The 18,082-nt window shown below is 65.2% G+C and carries 15 protein-coding genes; 6 read left to right on the forward strand and 9 right to left on the reverse strand.

Annotation, left to right across the window (positions count from 1 at the left end):
* A partial coding sequence (locus WA702_RS22675; protein ID WP_425112792.1) for a uracil-DNA glycosylase occupies positions 1–594 on the forward strand: 594 nt, incomplete at its 5' end.
* A 118-nt stretch (positions 595–712) separates the two neighbouring features.
* Here the strand turns inward: WA702_RS22675 and WA702_RS22680 are convergent.
* The 4 genes from WA702_RS22680 to WA702_RS22695 all read right to left on the reverse strand — a co-directional run bounded on the left by WA702_RS22680 (position 713) and on the right by WA702_RS22695 (position 4,981).
* The gene (locus WA702_RS22680) at positions 713–2,218 is read right to left on the reverse strand and encodes a glycosyltransferase family 39 protein (RefSeq protein WP_425112793.1); all 1,506 of its coding nucleotides are present in this window, start codon (positions 2,216–2,218) and stop codon (positions 713–715) included.
* Positions 2,219–2,401: 183 nt separating this feature from the next.
* A complete protein-coding gene (locus tag WA702_RS22685) occupies positions 2,402–3,229 on the reverse strand; it encodes a ribonuclease HII (RefSeq protein ID WP_425112794.1) in 828 nt (275 codons plus the stop codon).
* A 70-nt stretch (positions 3,230–3,299) separates the two neighbouring features.
* Complete coding sequence (locus WA702_RS22690; RefSeq protein ID WP_425112796.1) at positions 3,300–3,749, reverse strand: VOC family protein; 450 nt, start codon at positions 3,747–3,749, stop codon at positions 3,300–3,302.
* Between the two features lie 59 nt (positions 3,750–3,808).
* Positions 3,809–4,981, reverse strand: a complete 1,173-nt coding sequence (locus tag WA702_RS22695) for a PA0069 family radical SAM protein (protein WP_425112797.1) — start codon at positions 4,979–4,981, stop codon at positions 3,809–3,811.
* Positions 4,982–5,174: 193 nt separating this feature from the next.
* Here WA702_RS22695 and WA702_RS22700 point away from each other — a divergent pair, with 193 nt between their 5' ends.
* From WA702_RS22700 to WA702_RS22710, 3 genes are all read left to right on the forward strand, one after another.
* On the forward strand, positions 5,175–7,592 hold the full coding sequence (locus tag WA702_RS22700; RefSeq protein WP_425112798.1) for a phosphoketolase family protein: 2,418 nt from the start codon (positions 5,175–5,177) through the stop codon (positions 7,590–7,592).
* Between the two features lie 127 nt (positions 7,593–7,719).
* Positions 7,720–8,289, forward strand: coding sequence for a glycosyl transferase (locus WA702_RS22705; RefSeq protein WP_425112799.1), 570 nt, complete (start codon positions 7,720–7,722; stop codon positions 8,287–8,289).
* Positions 8,290–8,537: 248 nt separating this feature from the next.
* Complete coding sequence (locus WA702_RS22710) at positions 8,538–9,479, forward strand: bifunctional helix-turn-helix transcriptional regulator/GNAT family N-acetyltransferase (RefSeq protein WP_425112800.1); 942 nt, start codon at positions 8,538–8,540, stop codon at positions 9,477–9,479.
* 110 nt (positions 9,480–9,589) lie between these two features.
* Here WA702_RS22710 and moaB read toward each other — a convergent pair whose 3' ends face one another.
* Together moaB and ypfJ are read right to left on the reverse strand one after the other, a co-directional pair.
* Positions 9,590–10,153, reverse strand: a complete 564-nt coding sequence (moaB, locus tag WA702_RS22715; RefSeq protein ID WP_425112801.1) for a molybdenum cofactor biosynthesis protein B — start codon at positions 10,151–10,153, stop codon at positions 9,590–9,592.
* 11 nt (positions 10,154–10,164) lie between these two features.
* Positions 10,165–11,097 carry a KPN_02809 family neutral zinc metallopeptidase gene (ypfJ, locus tag WA702_RS22720; protein ID WP_425112802.1) on the reverse strand — a complete coding sequence of 311 codons (933 nt, stop codon included), beginning with the start codon at positions 11,095–11,097 and terminating at the stop codon, positions 10,165–10,167.
* Positions 11,098–11,478: 381 nt separating this feature from the next.
* Between ypfJ and WA702_RS22725 the strand changes: the two genes are divergently transcribed.
* Positions 11,479–12,612, forward strand: a complete 1,134-nt coding sequence (locus WA702_RS22725; RefSeq protein ID WP_425112803.1) for a site-specific DNA-methyltransferase — start codon at positions 11,479–11,481, stop codon at positions 12,610–12,612.
* 26 nt (positions 12,613–12,638) lie between these two features.
* On the opposite strand, the gene WA702_RS22730 is transcribed toward WA702_RS22725, so the two are convergent.
* Positions 12,639–13,682 carry a hypothetical protein gene (locus tag WA702_RS22730; protein WP_425112804.1) on the reverse strand — a complete coding sequence of 348 codons (1,044 nt, stop codon included), beginning with the start codon at positions 13,680–13,682 and terminating at the stop codon, positions 12,639–12,641.
* Positions 13,683–14,064: 382 nt separating this feature from the next.
* On the opposite strand from WA702_RS22730, the gene WA702_RS22735 reads away from it, so the two are divergent.
* Positions 14,065–14,757 carry a glutathione S-transferase family protein gene (locus tag WA702_RS22735; RefSeq protein ID WP_425112806.1) on the forward strand — a complete coding sequence of 231 codons (693 nt, stop codon included), beginning with the start codon at positions 14,065–14,067 and terminating at the stop codon, positions 14,755–14,757.
* Between the two features lie 160 nt (positions 14,758–14,917).
* Here WA702_RS22735 and WA702_RS22740 read toward each other — a convergent pair whose 3' ends face one another.
* Positions 14,918–17,461: an HWE histidine kinase domain-containing protein gene (locus WA702_RS22740; protein WP_425112807.1), complete on the reverse strand. Its 2,544-nt coding sequence runs from the start codon at positions 17,459–17,461 to the stop codon at positions 14,918–14,920.
* Entirely contained in the window at positions 17,458–18,051 is a 594-nt protein-coding gene (locus WA702_RS22745) for a biliverdin-producing heme oxygenase (protein WP_425112808.1), read from the reverse strand. The genes WA702_RS22740 and WA702_RS22745 overlap by 4 nt, the downstream gene beginning before the upstream one ends.
* Positions 18,052–18,082 lie beyond the last annotated feature (31 nt).

The following is an 18,082-nucleotide window of genomic DNA, read 5'->3' on the forward strand; positions in this document are numbered from 1 at the left end:
GCAATCGCCTCGGCCCGTGAGGCCGCGCGCACCGCGCCGACCCTGGAGGCGCTGCGGGCGCTGCTGGAGAGCTTCGACGGCTGCGCGCTGCGGCAGACCGCGACGCGGCTGGTGTTTGCCGACGGCAACCCGCAGGCTCGCGTGATGTTCGTCGGCGAGGCGCCGGGCCGCGACGAGGACATCGAAGGCCTGCCCTTCGTCGGCCGCTCCGGCAAGCTGCTCGACCGCATGATCGGCGCCATCGGGCTCGACCGCAGCAAAGCCTATATCGCCAATGTCATCCCTTGGAGGCCGCCGGGCAACCGGACGCCGACGCCGCAGGAGACGCAGATCTGCCTGCCCTTCATCCAGCGCCAGATCGAGCTGGTCGATCCCGACGTGCTGGTGACGCTCGGCAATCCCTCGTCGCAGGCGATTCTCGGCACCCGCGAGGGCATCATGCGCACGCGCGGCAAATGGCTCGACTACGACACCGGCAAGCGCACCATCCGCGCCATCGCCACCTTCCACCCGGCCTATCTGTTGCGCTCGCCATCCTACAAGCGGCTGTCATGGCAGGATCTGCGGGCGATTGCGAAGGTGCTGGCGAGTTGACGAAGCGCTGAGCTTCAACGGTCGTCATTGCGAGGAGCCGAAGACGACGAAGCAATCCAGCGCGGCACGAAGATTCTGGATTGCTTCGCTACGCTCGCAATGACGGCTGCTGAGAATATTACCCCTTCGGCCGCACGATGGCCCAGCCGATCCGCAGCACGGGCTGGCGGCCGTTGATCATCCAGTCGAAGCTGTGCGGCACCTCCGGCACCAAGCCGGGAAAGCGCTGCGCAATCTCTGGCGGCGGCGTGCCGACCGTATCGGCCGCGCGCCACAGCACGACGCCGCCGCTCTCAGCAAACTGGGCCTGTGTCTCCCATGGTGTCCGCCGCGGCGTCGCATCGAGGAACAGATGCGGACGGCCACGCCCCAACGCGACCAGTTGCGCCAGTTGCGGATCACCGGCGACCGCGCGCAGCTTTTGATTGGTGCGGCGCTCGAAGCTGTCGACAAAGAATTGCGCGATCTCGTGCGCCGGCATTGCGGTCGCGACCTCGCTGCCGGTGGTCCATGGCAGCACGATGGAGGCGCCGACGACCAGGACGGCAGGAATTGCGATGGTCGCCGCCCACACCGCGCGCAAGATCCGCTGCCGCCGCAGCTGGATCAGATCGCCGCTCGCCACCACCATGGCAAGCCCGACCATCAAGAGTGCGATTCCGGGACCGCCGAGCACCGTATCGAGATTGAACAGCCCGGAGATCAGACTTCCGGCGATCGCCGGCGCCAGCGCGAAGCAATAGACGAAGTCCCGCGCCAGCGGATCGACCGGCGGCCGGTAGATGATCGGGGCTTCCGTCTCCTCACGGGAGAACCAGCTCGCATTGAGCGCGACCAGCAGGATGATCCCGGACATCGCCAGCAGCAATCCGCCGACCATCGCGAGCCAATGCTTGGCTCGCCCGCCGAGCTCGGCCAGCACAGGCAATGGCGGCATGGCGACACCATCGGCGCGAAGTACGAAGATCAGGTAGGGCAGCGCCAGCACCAGCACGACCAGCAGCGCGAGCAGGGGATCGAAGGATTTCAGGATCCGCCTGCCCTGCGGGGCCGAGAGCGCAAAGCCAATCACGAGCAGCAGCAGCCCGATCGCGGACGACGTCGTCAGCAGCAACAGCCCCGCCTCGATCGACCAGGCGAACCAGGCACTGCGCCGGTTCTGTCGGAGCAGTTGCCAGCTATGCAGCAGCAGCGCCGCCCACAGCGGCCGGGCCAGCACCTCGGGACCGAATTCAAGCGTCGGCGTGCCGAAGGCGGTGATCGTCATGGTGAGAAGCACGGCCAGCACCGCCTGCTGGCCGCCGACGATCATGCGCGCCAGCAGATAGACGAGCCACAAGGTCGCGGACGATGCCAGCACGGCAAGCAGATAGACGCCGACGACGTGATTGCCGGTCAGGCGATAGGCAATGTCGGCCAGCCAGAACGACAGTGGCGGGCCGAGATCGGTGCCGACCTGGTATTCGCGGCCGAAGGCGAGCGCGGTCGTGAGATGGGTCGGCGGGCTGCGGTAGAACAGCAATGCCACTGCCAGCCACAGCGCAGCCTGGCACAGCAGCACGATGATCACGACCAGCCGCGGCCGGGCGCGGATCAGTTCGACAACCAGGGACGTGAAACGCATGAAGGGGGATGCTCGAGATGGCTGGCTAAACGGTCGCTCATCCGCCGAAGGCTGCAATCCGTGCGTCGTCGATCAACACCGCCGAATCAAGTCGCGCAAGAACCTAGCCCTCGCCCCGAGGAGTGACTTTTCGTGCTGGGTGGTTGAAGCAATAAGACCGTGAGGCGACCGAGGCAACCGGCATCACAGACCGACGGTAATTTCCGTCGAGGTGATCACCGTCGTCTCGGCGAACAGGTCGGGCTCCGGTGTGATGATGCCGGGCTGGTGCTTGGCGCGCGCCGCGACTACAGGTGCAAACAGGCTGCGGTGATGCACCGATGGCCCGAGCCGGTTGAGCGCGGCGAGATGCTCGGGCACCGCGTAGCCCTTGTGCTGCTCGAAGCCATAACCGGGACAATCCTGCGCCAGCGCGCACATCAGCCGGTCACGCGTGACCTTGGCGACGATCGAGGCCGCCGCGATCGACATCACCAGACCATCGCCGCCGATCACCGCCTCGCAATCGCAGGATACGTCGATGCGATCGCGACCATCAACGAAAACACGCTTCGGCAGCTCGGGGAGCGCGTGCACGGCGCGCGCCAGCGCCCACAGCGAGGCGCGCAGAATATTGTCGCGATCGATCCGTGCAGGCGGCGCAAAGGCGACCGCGAAGGCCGACGTCCTGCAGATCTTCTCGAACAGCTCCTCGCGCTCTTCCGCGGTCAACCGCTTGGAATCGTCGAGGCCCTTGGGAATGCGCTTGGGATCGAGCACCACGGCAGCAGCGACCACGGGGCCGGCGAGCGGACCGCGCCCGGCCTCGTCGCAGCCGGCGACCGGCCAGACACCCTGCTTCAGCAACGCCCGCTCGCGGCGGAAGCTCGGCGGCGCGACCGCGATCACGCCCTTCCCCAGCTTCGCCACGCCCTTGGCAGCCGCAGGCTTCTCAGCTCCGCCTTTTCCAGCCTTGGCGGGCGCTTCATTGGCGGGCGCTTTCGCAGGCTTTTTTGCTTGATCCCGAATCATGGCCGGGATCGTGCCGGAATGGTATCGGGCAACGCAACCAGGAACCGGTCACAATGCCCGCTATTCTCCATTAATCCGGCAGGTGCACCCGCGCGTCGTCACCGACCTCAATGCCAGGTGCGACCACGATCTCCCAGACATGGCCGTCGGGATCGGCGATATAGCCCGAATAACCGCCGTAGTCGGTGACATCAGCCGGCTTCAGCAGCCTGGCGCCCTTCGACAGCGCGAACGCCAAGGCTGCGTCGACCTCCTCGATCGAGCGGCAGTTCCAGGCCAGCGTCACGCCACGGAAGCCGTCCGGACGAGGGGTATCGGGCAGCGCGGCATCGCGGGCGAGATCGGCCCATGGATACAGCCCCATCACCGTGCCGCCGGTGTCGAAGAACGCTACCGCCTCGCCGGTCGCGCGGAATTTCCTGGCGAAGCCGAGCGACGTATAGAACGCGATACTTCGGCGCATTTCGCTGACACCGAGCGTGATGACCGTGAAGCGCGGTACGACGGCAAGCTGATTCATCTGCAGACCCACACTTGCAACAACGACAGCCAACGCATCAATTCCGTACCGGAGCCGATCTAGAACAGGCTGAGCTGCTGGCCGCCGCCCTTCGGGCGCACGAAATGATCCGTGGTCAGCTTCGAGCGCCGCTTGTTCAGACCGAGCTTCTCGCAGGCGATCTCGAAGCGGCGGCCGATCATCCAGGCCATCGGTCCGGTGCCCTTCATCCGCGTACCCCATTGCGAGTCGTAGTCGCGGCCGCCGCGCATGTCGCGGATCAGCGTGAAGACGTGGCGATAGCGGTCCGGATAGTGCTCCATCAGCCATTCCCGGAACAGGTCGCGCACCTCGAGCGGCAGCCGCAGCAGCACATAAGAGGCTTCCTTGACGCCGGCATGCGCAGCCGCATCGAGAATGCGCTCGATCTCGCTGTCGTTCAGCGCCGGGATCACGGGCGCCACCATCACCGTGGTCGGGATACCGGCTTCGGATAGCGCCTTCAGCGCCTCCAGCCGCTTCGGTGGCGTCGAGGCGCGCGGCTCCATGGTCCGCGCCAGCTTCGGATCCAGCGAGGTCACCGAGATTGCCACTTTGGCGAGATTTTTCTTGGCCATCCGCGCCAGGATGTCGGCGTCACGCATCACCAGCGCCGACTTGGTGACGATCCCGACGGGATGACCAACCCGTTCCAGCACCTCGAGGATGCCGCGCATGATCTTCCGCTCGCGCTCGATCGGCTGATAGGGATCGGTGTTGGTGCCGATCGCGATCATTTTCGGATCGTAGCCGGCGGCCGACAGCTCCCTCTCCAGCAGCGCCGGCGCGTCCGGCTTGACGAACAGCTTGGATTCGAAATCCAGCCCTGGCGACAGGCCCAGGAAGGCATGGGTCGGCCGCGCGAAACAGTAGACGCAGCCGTGCTCGCAGCCCCGATACGGATTGATCGAGCGATCGAAGCCGATGTCGGGCGAGTCATTGCGGGTGATGACCTTGCGCGAGGTGTCGGTCGCGACCGTGGTCTTGAACGGCGGCAGCTCTTCCAGGCTCTGCCAGCCATCGTCGAACGCGACCCGCGCCTCCGCCTCGTAGCGGCCGCTGGTGTTGGATTGTGCGCCCCGGCCACGTCGCCGGCCCCGTTCAATGGCGACCGCAAGCTCGGGAAAATCCTTTGCAGGATGAGACGCGTCCGCCGGCTCGGAGGGCGCCTGGACCGGCGGACGCTTGAGGGCATGTGAAGATGCTCGGCTCATGCCGCGATCGATATCATATCTATTGAACATATCAAGAACAAAAAGAGAAAACGAGAACACGAGCGTCGCGCTGATTTAGCGCAAAAGGACCATCACAATCCCGCTCTAGGATCGCGCCTGGTGGAACGAACGCGGGGCAGCTTCGCTCTCACCTCTCAGGTGAATGGAAGTATCGGCTTTCAAGCGAGGTCTCATGAACATCAACACTCCCCCGCAGACCAGGACCGCCGACGATCTCGAACTGCTGGACCGCTACTGGCGCGCCGCCAACTATCTGTCGGTCGGCCAAATCTACCTGCTTGCCAATCCGTTGCTCTCCGAGGCGCTCAAGCCGGAGCACATCAAGCCGCGCCTGCTCGGCCATTGGGGCACCACGCCGGGATTGAACTTCATCTACGCGCATCTCAACCGGGCGATCCGCGCGCACGATCTCGACGTCATCTATATCTGCGGTCCCGGACATGGCGGCCCGGGCATGGTCGCGAACACTTATCTCGAAGGCACCTATAGCGAGATCTATCCCGATATCAGCCGCGACACCGATGGATTGCGCAAGCTGTTCCGGCAGTTCTCGTTTCCAGGCGGCATTCCGAGCCACGCTGCGCCGGAAACGCCGGGCTCGATCCATGAAGGCGGCGAACTCGGCTACGCGCTGGTGCATGCTTATGGTGCAGCCTTTGACAACCCCGATCTGATCGTCGCCTGCGTGGTCGGCGACGGCGAGGCCGAGACCGGCCCGCTCGCCGCGTCCTGGCATTCCAACAAGTTTCTCAACCCGGCGCAGGACGGCGCGGTGCTGCCGATCCTGCATCTCAACGGCTACAAGATCGCCAATCCGACCGTGCTCGGCCGCATGAGCGATGCGGAGATCAAGTCTCTGTTCCAGGGTTACGGCCACGAGCCGCTGTTCGTCGAAGGCGACGACCCGAAGACGATGCATCAATTGATGGCGGACGCGCTCGATGTCGCCCTCGCCAGCATCCGCGCGATCCAGCAGGACGCGCGCCAGCCTGGCGGGAACGTGCGTCGGCCGAAATGGCCCATGATCGTGTTGCGCAGCCCGAAGGGCTGGACCGGGCCGAAGGAGGTCGACGGGCTGAAGGTCGAGGGTTTCTGGCGCGCCCACCAGGTGCCGATCTCAGATCCCCGCGGCAAGCCCGAGCATCTGAAGCTGCTCGAATCCTGGATGAAGAGTTATCAGCCGGAAACGCTGTTCGACGCGCGGGGACGGCTGGTACCCGAGTTGCAAGCGCTGGCGCCGCAAGGCGCGCGGCGCATGGGCGCCAATCCGCATGCCAATGGCGGCCTGTTGAAACGCGAGTTGAAGCTGCCGGATTATTACGCCTACGCAGTCGAGGTTCCCTCGCCCGGTGGCGCGATTGCGGAGGCGACGCGCGAGCTCGGCAAATTCCTGCGCGAAGTCGTCAAGCTCAACGCAGAGACCAGGAATTTCCGCATCATGGGGCCGGACGAAACCGCCTCCAACCGGCTCGATGCGGTGTTCGAGGTCACCGATCGGGTCTGGATGGAGGGCATCGAGCCCTACGACGTGCATCTCGCGCATGAAGGCCGGGTGATGGAGGTATTGAGCGAGCATCTCTGCCAAGGCTGGCTCGAAGGCTATCTGCTCACCGGCCGGCATGGCCTGTTCTCCTGCTACGAAGCCTTCATCCACATCGTGGACTCGATGTTCAACCAGCACGCCAAATGGCTGAAGGTATCTCGCGGATTGGATTGGCGCCGGCCGATCGCGTCGCTGAACTACCTGCTGACCTCGCATGTCTGGCGCCAGGACCATAATGGCTTCAGCCATCAGGACCCCGGCTTCATCGATTTCGTCGCCAACAAGAAGGCCGACATCGTCCGAATCTACCTGCCGCCGGATGCCAACACGCTGCTATGGATAGCCGATCACTGCCTGCGCACCTATGACCGCATCAACGTGATCGTGGCCGGCAAGCAGCCGTCGCCGCAATGGCTGACCATGCAGGAGGCGGCGACGCATTGCGACGCCGGCATCGGCATCTGGACCTGGGCCGGCACCGCGCCTGCGGATGGCGAGCCCGACGTGGTGATGGCCTGCGCCGGCGACGTCCCGACTCTGGAGACCTTGGCTGCGGTCGACCTGCTGCGCCAGTCACTGCCAGAGCTGAAGATCCGCGTCGTCAATGTCGTCGACCTGATGACCTTGCAGCCAAAGGAGCAGCATCCGCACGGCCTCAGCGACCGCGATTTCGACAGCATCTTCACCAAGGACAGACCGGTGATCTTCGCCTATCACGGCTATCCCCACCTCATTCACCGGCTGACCTACAGCCGCAACAACCATGCCGGCATGCATGTGCGCGGCTTCATCGAGGAAGGCACCACCACGACGCCGTTCGACATGGTGGTGCTGAACGAACTCGACCGTTTCCACCTCGGGATCGAGGCGATCGAGCGCGTGCCGGGCCTTGCGGTGTCGGCCGCGCATGTGAAGCAGCAATTCCGCGATCGCCTGATCGCGCATACACGCTACGTGCGCATGTATGGCGAGGACATGCCTGAGATCCGCGACTGGGTCTGGCCCAACAGCGCCGGCGGGACCACCCCGAAGCAGGCGGGAGACTAGCTGTCAGGTGTTGGCGCTCCTGCCGTAAAATTCCGCAACGCAGCGGGGTGCGTCGATTGTGACAAAGTGGTAACGGTGGCGCGCTGGGTCCCAGCATGGGGGCGCTTGAACCGACGATGCCAACTGCATGTTGAGCGTGATCATCCCGACCGAAGGCGCCGAGCAGCCTGCGGTCGCAACATTGTCTGCGCTGGTGCCGGGCGCGGCAGCCGGCGTGGTCACCGAGGTACTGCTGGTCGACCGCGCCGCCGATACCAGCGCGATCGCGCGTGTCGCCGATGTCGCCGGCTGCGGCTTCCTGAGTTTTGCCGGCTCGCACGCGGCCGCGCTTGCGGCCGGTGCCGCACAGGCGCGTGCGCCCTGGCTGATGTTTCTGCCCGCGGGCGCCGTGCTCGATCCCGGCTGGATCGACGAAACAGCGCAATTCATCCAGAGCGTCTCCGCCAGCGGCCGCCCGCGGGCCGGCGTCTTCCGCTATGCGCGCTCGCCCTATGCCGACGTGAGCATGCGCGACCGACTGCGATCGGTCATGCGCGTACTGGCCGGCCCGCTCGGCGACCAGGGCCTGTTGATTGCCAGGGATCATTATCGGCAGGTCGGCGGCTACAAGCCGAATGCCCGCCGCGCCGAGACCCGGCTGCTGCGCCAGCTCGGCCGCTCCCGCACCCTGCTGCGCAGCCGGATCGTGATGATCTGAAGGGCTGCCTGCTGGCCGCATCGGCCGTTGCGCACTCCCTCCACGCTTCCGTCATTGCGAGGGGCCTAGCGACGAAGCAATCCAGATTTTCGTCCGCGACGCTGGATTGCTTCCGCCGTCGCCCGTCGGGCTATGGCGGACAAGTCGCTTCGCTCGCAATGACGAGCCACAGAAGTAAACGCTGCCGCTCCGAAAATACTTGCCTTCGTCAATCAATTTATTGATAATGTCAAGTATTGAGGTGTGCCATGCTCAATCGCGAAACCGCTGCCCAGACCGATAGTCCCGTCGCTGCCGTCCGCGCCTTCAACCGCTTCTATACCAAGAAGCTCGGCGTGCTCGATCAGCATCTGATGCAAAGCCCGTTCTCGCTGTCCGAGGCGCGCGTGATCTACGAGCTCGCGCAGCGCGGCACCGTCGTCGCCAAGCAGATCGGCGCCGAGCTCGGCCTCGATCCCGGCTATCTCAGCCGCATCGTCCTGAGCTTTGAGGACAAGGGCCTGATCACCCGCACGCTCCTGCCCTCCGACCGGCGGCAGCAGCAGCTCGCGCTGACCGCAAAGGGCCGCCAGGCGTTCGCGAAGCTCGATCGCAGCTCCGAGAACGGCGTCGCGACGATGCTTCAGGCGCTGGACCACGGCGCACGCGACCGACTGGTCGGCGCGATGAGAACGATCGAGCAGATCCTGGAGCCCGCGACGCCTGCGCGGCCGGCCTTTCTGCTGCGCAGCCATCGCCCCGGCGATATCGGCTGGGTGATCTCCCGCCACGGCGCGATCTACGCGCAGGAATATGGCTGGGACATTTCGTTCGAGGCGCTGGTCGCGGAGATCGGCGCGCAGTTCATCAAGTCGTTTGATCCAACGTGCGAGCATTGCTGGATCGCCGAGATCGACGGCGAACCGGTCGGCTCGATTTTTCTGGTCAAGAGCACCGACGAGGTGGCGAAGCTGCGCTTGCTGCTGGTGGAGAAAAAGGCCCGCGGACTCGGCGTCGGCCGCGCACTGGTGGAGCAATGCATCCGCTTCGCGCGCGAGAAGAATTGCAAGACGATCGTGCTTTGGACGCAGAGCATCCTCGTTGCAGCGCGCGACATCTATCGTCGCGCCGGCTTCCATCTCACCGCGGAAGAGCCGCATCGCAGCTTTGGCGTCGATCTCGTCGGCGAGACCTGGGAGATGAAGCTATAACTCAGGCGGTCATTCCGAGGGGGATGCGTCAGCATCGAACCCTCAGGTGTGCAATCTCGAAATTCCGCGTTCGAGGCCGTCGGCCTTGCCCCGGAAGGACGGATGCAAGCTTAAGCCGTCGCGCCCTGTGCCTTCGGCCGGCGCAGGTGCTCGTCGAGACGCGGCATGATCTCGACGAAATTGCAGGGCCGCGTGCGATAATCGAGCTGCGCGGCCAGAATGCCGTCCCAGGCGTCGCGGCAGGCGCCGGGCGATCCCGGCAGGCAGAAGATGTAGGTCGCGCCCGCGACGCCGGCGGCCGCGCGGCTCTGGATTGTCGAGGTCCCGATCTTGGCGTGGCTCAGCATGTGGAAGGCGATCGAGAAGCCGTCCATGCGTTTCTCGAACAACGGCTCGACCGCCTCGGGCGTGACGTCGCGGCCGGTGAAGCCGGTGCCGCCTGTCGTGATCACGGCGTCGACGCCGGCATCGGCGATCCACTTTCTCACCACGGCGCGGATCGCCTCGACATCGTCGGTGGCGATCTCGCGCGCCGCCAATCTGTGACCGGCGGCCGTCAGCCGATCGCTCAGCGTGGTGCCGGATTTGTCGTCGGCAAGCGAACGCGTGTCCGAAATCGTCAGCACCGCGATATTGAGCGGGACGAAGCTCCTGGATTCGTCGATCGAGGCCATCGGCACACTCCTTAAAGCTGGTCCGCGCCGAACGTGTTGCAGGCCTGCAGGGTACCCTGTTGATAGCCTGTCATGAACCAGCGCTTGCGCTGCGCCGCCGAGCCGTGCGTGAACGAATCCGGCACCACGCGTCCCGTCGCCTGCCGCTGCAGCGTGTCGTCCCCGATTGCGGAGGCCGTGGACAGCGCCGAATCGATGTCACCTTCCTCGAGGAACCCCGGCCGCTTCTTGGCCTCGCGGTTGACCCAGACGCCGGACAGGCAGTCCGCCTGCAGTTCGACCTTGACCTGCAGCGCGTTGGACTGCGGCGTGCCGCGGCCCTCCTGCTGTTGGCGCTGCGTCACGCGCGGCAGGATGCCGAGCAGGTTCTGCACGTGGTGTCCCGCCTCATGCGCGATGATATAGGCGGTCGTGAACTTGCAGGCGTTGCCGGAGCAGCCATGGAAGCGGGTCTCGACCTCGCGGAAGAAGCCGGTGTCGAGAAAGATCTCGCGCTCCGGCGGGCAATAGAACGGGCCCATGGCGGATTCGGCGCGGCCGCAGCGGCCGCCGTTGGTGGCGTTCTTGAACAGCACGATCTTGGGGCCAGTCCAGCGCTGCCCGTTGGCCTGGAAGATTTCGCTCCAGCGGTCGTCGATCTCGCCAAGGATGCCCGCGATCATGTTGCCCTGCTCGTCCTTGGGTGCGCCGGTTTTCGCCGGACCGGCGCGACGATCGGTCTGATAGCTCGGCGCGCCGCCACCGGTAACGATCTCGGCGCCGCCGATCAGGACCCGCGGATCGATGCCGAAGGCATAGCCGATCAGGCCGAGCACGATGATGGTGCCGATGCCGAGCCCGCCACCGCCGATCGGCAGGCCCATGCCACCGCCGCCGCCTCCCATTCCGCCGTCATCGCGACGGTCTTCGATGTCGTCGCTGCGACGGAAATCATCGTAACGCATGGCGGCCTTCCTCAATCGATCTGCACGAACAAGGTGCGAAATGCCCAACGCGGCAGACACGTAAAATTTCCCGGGCAATCATCAATAACCCGGACGGCAAAAAATGCCTAGTGCGCCCGGCCGATGCCGTAGCTGCCGAAGATTCGCGTCCGCGACAGCGCAGCAGCGACAGAACAGCGCGAAATCGCCGGGATCGCGCAACACGCCGCATCATGTGATCGAAAGCGCCGGCTGTCACGTCGAGCGCAATCAAACATCGCGCAGCGATACAAAAGATTTTCGCGGTTAAGTCGATTTTTACTTTGCCCGTTCATGGTGTGGTCAGTCGGTTGTTAGGTCCCGCGTCGCCGACAGCGTCGCCTGAGTCAGAGTTCGTGAGTCATGGTTGTGTCGCGTCGCGGGGCGTCTGCAAGGGCGCCCCGCACTAAATTTCAGTCTCTCGAATCCTCCCGCATCATCGTCGGCGACTGCGTCGCCGAGATGTCGAAACTCCCGGCCGCATCGGTCGATCTGGTGTTTGCGGATCCGCCCTACAATCTGCAGCTCAAGGGTGAGCTGAAGCGTCCCGACGAATCGCAGGTCGATGCGGTCAACGACGATTGGGATAAGTTCTCCTCGTTCGCGGCCTATGACGATTTCACGCGCGCCTGGCTGCTGGCCGCGCGCCGGCTGATGAAGCCGTCCGCGACGTTGTGGGTGATCGGCTCGTATCACAACATCTTCCGCGTCGGCGCGATCATGCAGGATCTCGGCTTCTGGATCCTCAACGACATCGTCTGGCGCAAGTCGAACCCGATGCCGAACTTCCGCGGCCGCCGCTTCACCAACGCGCACGAGACCATGATCTGGGCCGCGCGCGACGAGAAGGCCAAGGGCTACACGTTCAATTACGAAGCGCTGAAGGCGTCCAACGAGGACGTGCAGGCGCGCTCGGACTGGCTGATCCCGCTGTGCACCGGCGAGGAGCGGCTCAAGGATGAGGACGGCAAGAAAGTCCATCCAACCCAGAAGCCGGAAGGCCTGCTGGCGCGCGTGCTGCTGTCGTCATCGAAACCGGGCGATCTCGTGATCGATCCGTTCAACGGCACCGGCACCACCGGCGCCGTGGCCAAGCGTCTCGGCCGCAGCTACATCGGCTTCGAGCGCGAGCGGATCTATGCCAAGGCAGCGGAAGCGCGCATCGCCGCGATCGAGCCGCTGCCGGACGCCACGCTGGCGCCGTTCATGACGGCGCGCGAGGCGCCCCGCGTCGCCTTCTCCGAGCTGATCGAACGCGGCATGATCTTGCCCGGCGCCAAGCTCGTCGACGCCAAGCGCCGGTACGGCGCGCTGGTGCGCGCCGACGGGGCTATTGCGCTTGGCGACAAGGTCGGGTCGATCCACCGGATCGGTGCGGTCGCCCAGGGCCTGCCCGCCTGCAACGGCTGGACCTTCTGGCACGTCGAGACCAAAGGCGGCCTCAAGCTGATCGACGCATTGCGCGCCGAAATCCGTTCCGAGATGGCGGCAGGCTGACAGCCTGCCTTACCGCGCGGAACGGCTTACTGCCTGGAGCGGTCCTGGCCGCCATAGCGCGCCAACAGATCTTCGACCTCGTACTGCTCGTCATAACGCGCATCGTCGCGCGGCACGATGGACAATGGGGCCGCGCGTCGCGAGGCCTGTGCGCCGCGCGACAGCAATGCGGGACGCTGGGCCTCGACATCGGGCAATCGCATGGCGTCGATCTCGGCATCGGCGGGCCAGAGCGGCCGGCGACGTCCGCCCGCGGGTTCGAAACGAATCCGACGGCGGGCCCGCGCGCGCGCCAGCAGCACGCTGATCGAGAAGCCGGCGAGCGCCACTGCACCGAGGAATGCGGCAAGCCGGGTCCGCGATGAATCGATGTTCGATGTCACCGTCGTCATGCTCGGGCTCTCGGTGTCCATGGCAGAGACGTCCGACGTCGCCGCAGTCGTGCTCGAATCAACGCTCGCGGCGGGCGCCGATGCCGGATTTGCCGCAGCCACGGTGAATGACTTTGAATTATCGGGGGCCGCCGCGACCGGCGCGGTGTTCACCGCGTCGGGCCAGCGTGAGGTCAGGACCGATTGGTCCGTTGTGGCGGCACGGTTGTCCGAGGCGCGCGCCGTCACGGCGCTGCTGTCAGCAGCCAAAGCGGGCATTGTCGCGGGCCCGGCGGCCGCTGCCATCATCGGCGCTGGCTCGGCTGGAGTGGTCGCCACGGCTGCCACGACGGGATCGCGCTTCGCGTCCGTTGCCGGCGCGGCCGACGATGTCAACTCCGCGTGTGCGTCGGCGGCCGACTGCGACAGCTCCTGACGATGATGCGCGGCTGCTGCCGACTTGCGGACGTTGAGCGAAGCACCGCGCGACGACTCATCCCCCAGGTACCAACACTGGTGCTTGGTGGCGCGATCACTGCGATAGTACCAGTGTTGACCTGCCGGCGCCGTTCCCTTCGGCTTGCTCAGGCAGTCGTCGGCAGCACTGGCCGGATGGAAATGCAATATTGTCGTCGCAGCACACACGACCACGCCAGCCAGAACAATGCGTGGCACAACGGCCATCGCCCGCTTCGTCATGAAAACCTCCGACGATTACCCGGCCCCCAGGACGCCGTTTCCACGATGATCTGGTTCGGAATAAGGCTACGCCGGTTCCATTTTGCCGGGCGCACCGATATCGTGCCCGATTGGACCGGTTCTAATCCCTCTCCATGGCAATTGCCGGTTTTCAGCCACGACGCGGCATCGTATCGGCGCGGAAGGCGCACCCGAAATGCGAGCGGCGCATCGTCGCATCCGATCAATTCGCGCGTGGACAAGGCCCCGATGAGGCACAGGAATTGAAATTCCAGCGCCTTCCGCTCATAACGATGGCGCCTTAAGTGCGCCCTCACACGAGAGGCGCCAGCCAGCTTTCGTCACCACGAATGCCAACACGACCATCCGGGAATGCTCAGCCATGCTCAAATTCTATTTCAACGGTTCGCCCAATCCGACCAAGGTGGCGTTGTTTCTGGAGGAGTCCGGCATCGCCTATGAGGCGGTGGCGATCGACACCCGCAAGGGCGATCAGTTCAAGCCGGAATTTCTGCAGATCAACCCGAACGCCAAGGTGCCGGTGATCGACGACGACGGCACTACCGTGTTCGACAGCAACGCGATCCTGCTCTACCTCGCCGAGAAGACCGGCAAATTCCTGCCGCCGACCTCCGCCAAGAACCGCGCGCAGCTGTTGTCATGGCTGTTGTTCGTCGCCAGCGGCGTCGGTCCCTACACGGGGCAGGCCGTGCATTTCAAGCATTTTGCGCCAAAGGACCAGAACCACGACTACGCCCACAACCGCTATCAGTATGAAGGGCATCGTCATCTCAAGATCGTCGACGCGCATTTAGCGGCGCACCGCTATATGGTCGGCGACACCTACACCATCGTCGACATGGCGCTGTGGGGCTGGGCGCGGATGGCGCCGTTCGCGCTAGGCGACGATGCGTTCGCGAAATATCCGAACCTCAAGCGCCTTGTCGACGAGATTTCAGCGCGGCCGGCAGCGGCCCGCGCGCTGGCTTTGAAGGACAAATTCGCTTTCAAGGCGGATCTGGACGAGGAAGCGCGCGGCTTCATGTTCGGCCACCAGAAGACGAAGGTGGCGTGAGGCACCGCTCTCCCTTCGACGGGCGAGATGTCGTCACCCGCGCAGGCGGGTGACCCGGTATTGCAGAGACGAAAGCTTTTCAATCGAGGGGCTGCGGCCTACTGGATACCCCGCCATGCGAGGGGTATGACGGCTGTGGATGAGGGGGTATTCGTGCCTCTCAGCGATCCAGCGTCATCGTCGTCAGCGCCTTCTCGACCAACTCCCGCGTATAGGGTTTCTGGATCACCGGCGCGGCCGAGAGCTCCGGCGGAATCGGCGCGCGTTCGCCATACCCGGTGGCGAAAATGAAGGGAACGCCGAGCTCGGACAGCTTGTGCCCGACCATGATGCTGTTCTCCGAACCGAGGTTGATGTCGAGCAGCGCAAAGCTCGGCACCGCCCGCTCGATCGACTTCATGGCCTGATTGACCGATGCCGCGGTCTCGACGTGGCGCGCGCCGAGCTCGAGCAGGATCACCTCCGCGCTCATCGCGATGATCAGATTGTCCTCGACGATCAGCACGGTCCCGGACAGCCGCGGCGTCTCCTCCGCCTTGGCGGCGAGGCGCGACGGCGCGCTCGCGATCGAGGGCACCGCCTGGACGAAATTCGCCGGGATGACGAAGCGTGCTTGGACACCGAGCAGATCGAAGCGAATCTCGGCGTCGCCCTTGAGATCGAACGGCACCGAGCGCTCGATGATGGTGGTGCCGAAGCCGCGCCGTGACGGCGGCTGCACCGGCGGACCGCCGCTTTCCTTCCAGTCGATCACCAGGCTCGAACCGGGATCGAGCCGCCAGATCACCTGCACCTGGCCGGTCGAATCGGCGAGCGCGCCGTATTTGGCGGAGTTCGTCATCATCTCGTGCACGACGAGGGCGAGCGTGGCAAACGCCTTGGGATCAAGCGCGACATCCGGCCCGTCCATCCGAACGCGTCCCGCGCGCGAGCCGAGATAGGCGCCCGCCTCCGACTCCAGCAGATTGCGCAGCGCGACCGGCGCCCAATTCAGGTTGGTGATCTGGTCATGGGCGCGCGCCAGCGCCTGGATGCGGCCACCGAGCACCGAGGCGAACTCCTCGACCGAGGTCGCGGTGTCCTTGCTCTGGGCCACCAGCCCCCGCACCAGGCTCAGGATGTTGCGGACCCGATGATTGAGCTCGGCAATCATCAGTTCCTGCCGCTCCTGCGCGTTGCGGCGCTCGCGCGCGGCGAGATCGGACAGTTGCAGGATCACCTCGAGCAGCGTGACGCGCAATCCCTCGGCAATGCGCAGATCGGTCTGGGTCCAGGGCTTCGACTGCCCGGCGACGGTCTCCTGCCAGATCTCGAAGCTCTTGCGCGGCGTGAGCCGCGGGCCGAGCGGCCCTTCCGAATAGACCTTGTCGGGCGCGCCGGCCCAGTTCACGGAGCGCACCACCTCGCGGCGGAAGAACATCAGGCAGTCGCGCGGCGCCCGCGAAATCGGGATCGCGAGGAAGCCCGCCGCGCGGTCACGAAAGGATTCGCCTGATGCGTAGACTTTGGCGATCTCGGCGCTGGCACAGATCCGGCCCGGCGAGGTGCGGTTGATGAAGCCGACCAGCTCCTGCACCTCGCTCTCGGTCGGCGTCTCGCCCTCCAGCGTGATCTCGCCCTCCGACCACACGGCAATGCCGTCGCAGTCGATCATCTTGCGATAGTCGCCGATGAAGTCGATGATCGCCCGCGTCGAGTGCGCGTGCGTGGTCACGCTCTCCATCAGCCGTTCCTGGACCTGATGCGCGCGGGTCTCGTAGGCCATGTCGCTCTCGCGCTCGCGGCCTTCGAGGATCCAGGAGAACATCTGGCCGAACAGCTCGGACGCAGTGCGCCGCTCGAACGAGACGTGGTGCGGCGTGTAATGATGACAGGCGAACAGGCCCCACAACTTGCCCTCGCGCAGGATCGAAACCGACATCGAGGCGCGGACCCCCATGTTGCGCAGATATTCGATGTGGATCGGCGACACCGAGCGCAGCACGCTCATCGACAAATCGAGCAGCTCGGCATTGTGGGTGGCGGTCGATTTCAGCCGTGCGGGCACGGCGTCAATGTCGGCGATGATGCGCAGCCAATTGCGCAGATAGAGCGTGCGCGCCTGCTTCGGAATGTCGGAGGCTGGGTAGTGCAGGCCGAGAAAGGATTCGAGGCCGGCCGAGGCCACCTCGGCGATCACCTCGCCCGAGCCGTCGGGATGGAAGCGATAGACCATCACCCGGTCGAAACCGGTCAGCACCTTGAGCTGACGCGCCGCCTCCTGGGCGAGATCGGTCGTCCCCCTGGTCTTGCGGACGCGGCCGAGCATCAGCCGCACCAGTTCGCCCGAATGCACGTCGGGCTCGATCACGCTCGGCTCGGCCTCGACGATCAGATAGGCGCCGGAGAAATGGATGGCGAGATCGAACGGGCGGCCGCCCGGCGCGAGCGCGACGCCGAACGCCCGCTCCACCGCATCCGGGCCGCTCAGTTGATCGACGCGGGAGCGGATGGCTTGCATAGCGCCGTCAGCGACGATCGTGTCGAGCGGTCGCTGCAGCAGATCCGAGAGATCGCCGACGCCGAGGAAGGCAGGCGCGTTTTCCGACGCCAGCGCGATCGAGAAATCGGATAGCATGCCCAGCAGGAAGCCGAACGGCTGCACGGTGCCGGGGATATGGATCGGCTCGCGATCGCAATTGGTGAGGTCGACCTGCTCGTTCATGCCGCCTCCACAGCCTTCGCAAACAGCGCAAATGCCTGCTGCGCACTGACGATCGTCGTCCGCTCATCATCGGCGGACATAGGCTCGCGCTCGAGGCGGTCGAGAAAGCCGCGCCACAGTCCCTGACCCGAGCCATGACACAGATAACGCGTCGCGGCCCGCACCCGCGGATCAGCTGATGCGGCCGCAACGCGCATCAGATAGGCGGCGCCAAGCCGTGATCCCTCCAAAACATAGAGCGTGCCTAGCACGCCGCAGCGGCCGAGCGGCTCTGATGGGACTGGCAGCAGATTGACCGTCCCGCCAAGCTGGTTGAGATCGGCGGTGATCGCCGTGCTGCGCGTGCGCAGCGGCCAGTCCTCGAACATCGCGGCCACGCCGGCCTTGCGAAGGGCCGCCTCCAGCGGCAGCAGCGCTGCGGCGCTTGCCTGCAGGAAGCGGCGATAATGTGCGCGGGCAGTGAGATCAAAGCCGCTCAATCGTTCGTCGAGCGCATGGTGCGCGACCGCCGTCGCGGCTTTCAGCTTGTCCCGTATCCCAACCGCGTTGCCTGCATGCGGATGGTCGACGGAAACTGGGGCAAGCAACATTGACGGGATTCTCGGACCAGAGGGCAGCGCC

The sequence above is a fragment of the Bradyrhizobium sp. genome (assembly GCF_049798375.1).
In the GTDB taxonomy this organism is placed as follows: Bacteria; Pseudomonadota; Alphaproteobacteria; order Rhizobiales; family Xanthobacteraceae; genus Bradyrhizobium.

Excerpts from the sequence above, each read along its gene's own strand:
- WA702_RS22680 (WP_425112793.1), bottom strand. The coding sequence starts at position 2,218 with ATGCGTTTCACGTCCCTGGTTGTCGAACTGATCCGCGCCCGGCCGCGG.
- WA702_RS22685 (WP_425112794.1), bottom strand. The coding sequence starts at position 3,229 with ATGATTCGGGATCAAGCAAAAAAGCCTGCGAAAGCGCCCGCCAATGAA.
- WA702_RS22690 (WP_425112796.1), bottom strand. The coding sequence starts at position 3,749 with ATGAATCAGCTTGCCGTCGTACCGCGCTTCACGGTCATCACGCTCGGT.
- WA702_RS22695 (WP_425112797.1), bottom strand. The coding sequence starts at position 4,981 with ATGAGCCGAGCATCTTCACATGCCCTCAAGCGTCCGCCGGTCCAGGCG.
- WA702_RS22700 (WP_425112798.1), top strand. The coding sequence starts at position 5,175 with ATGAACATCAACACTCCCCCGCAGACCAGGACCGCCGACGATCTCGAA.
- WA702_RS22705 (WP_425112799.1), top strand. The coding sequence starts at position 7,720 with ATGTTGAGCGTGATCATCCCGACCGAAGGCGCCGAGCAGCCTGCGGTC.
- WA702_RS22710 (WP_425112800.1), top strand. The coding sequence starts at position 8,538 with ATGCTCAATCGCGAAACCGCTGCCCAGACCGATAGTCCCGTCGCTGCC.
- moaB (WP_425112801.1), bottom strand. The coding sequence starts at position 10,153 with ATGGCCTCGATCGACGAATCCAGGAGCTTCGTCCCGCTCAATATCGCG.
- ypfJ (WP_425112802.1), bottom strand. The coding sequence starts at position 11,097 with ATGCGTTACGATGATTTCCGTCGCAGCGACGACATCGAAGACCGTCGC.
- WA702_RS22725 (WP_425112803.1), top strand. The coding sequence starts at position 11,479 with ATGGTTGTGTCGCGTCGCGGGGCGTCTGCAAGGGCGCCCCGCACTAAA.
- WA702_RS22730 (WP_425112804.1), bottom strand. The coding sequence starts at position 13,682 with ATGACGAAGCGGGCGATGGCCGTTGTGCCACGCATTGTTCTGGCTGGC.
- WA702_RS22735 (WP_425112806.1), top strand. The coding sequence starts at position 14,065 with ATGCTCAAATTCTATTTCAACGGTTCGCCCAATCCGACCAAGGTGGCG.
- WA702_RS22740 (WP_425112807.1), bottom strand. The coding sequence starts at position 17,461 with ATGAACGAGCAGGTCGACCTCACCAATTGCGATCGCGAGCCGATCCAT.
- WA702_RS22745 (WP_425112808.1), bottom strand. The coding sequence starts at position 18,051 with ATGTTGCTTGCCCCAGTTTCCGTCGACCATCCGCATGCAGGCAACGCG.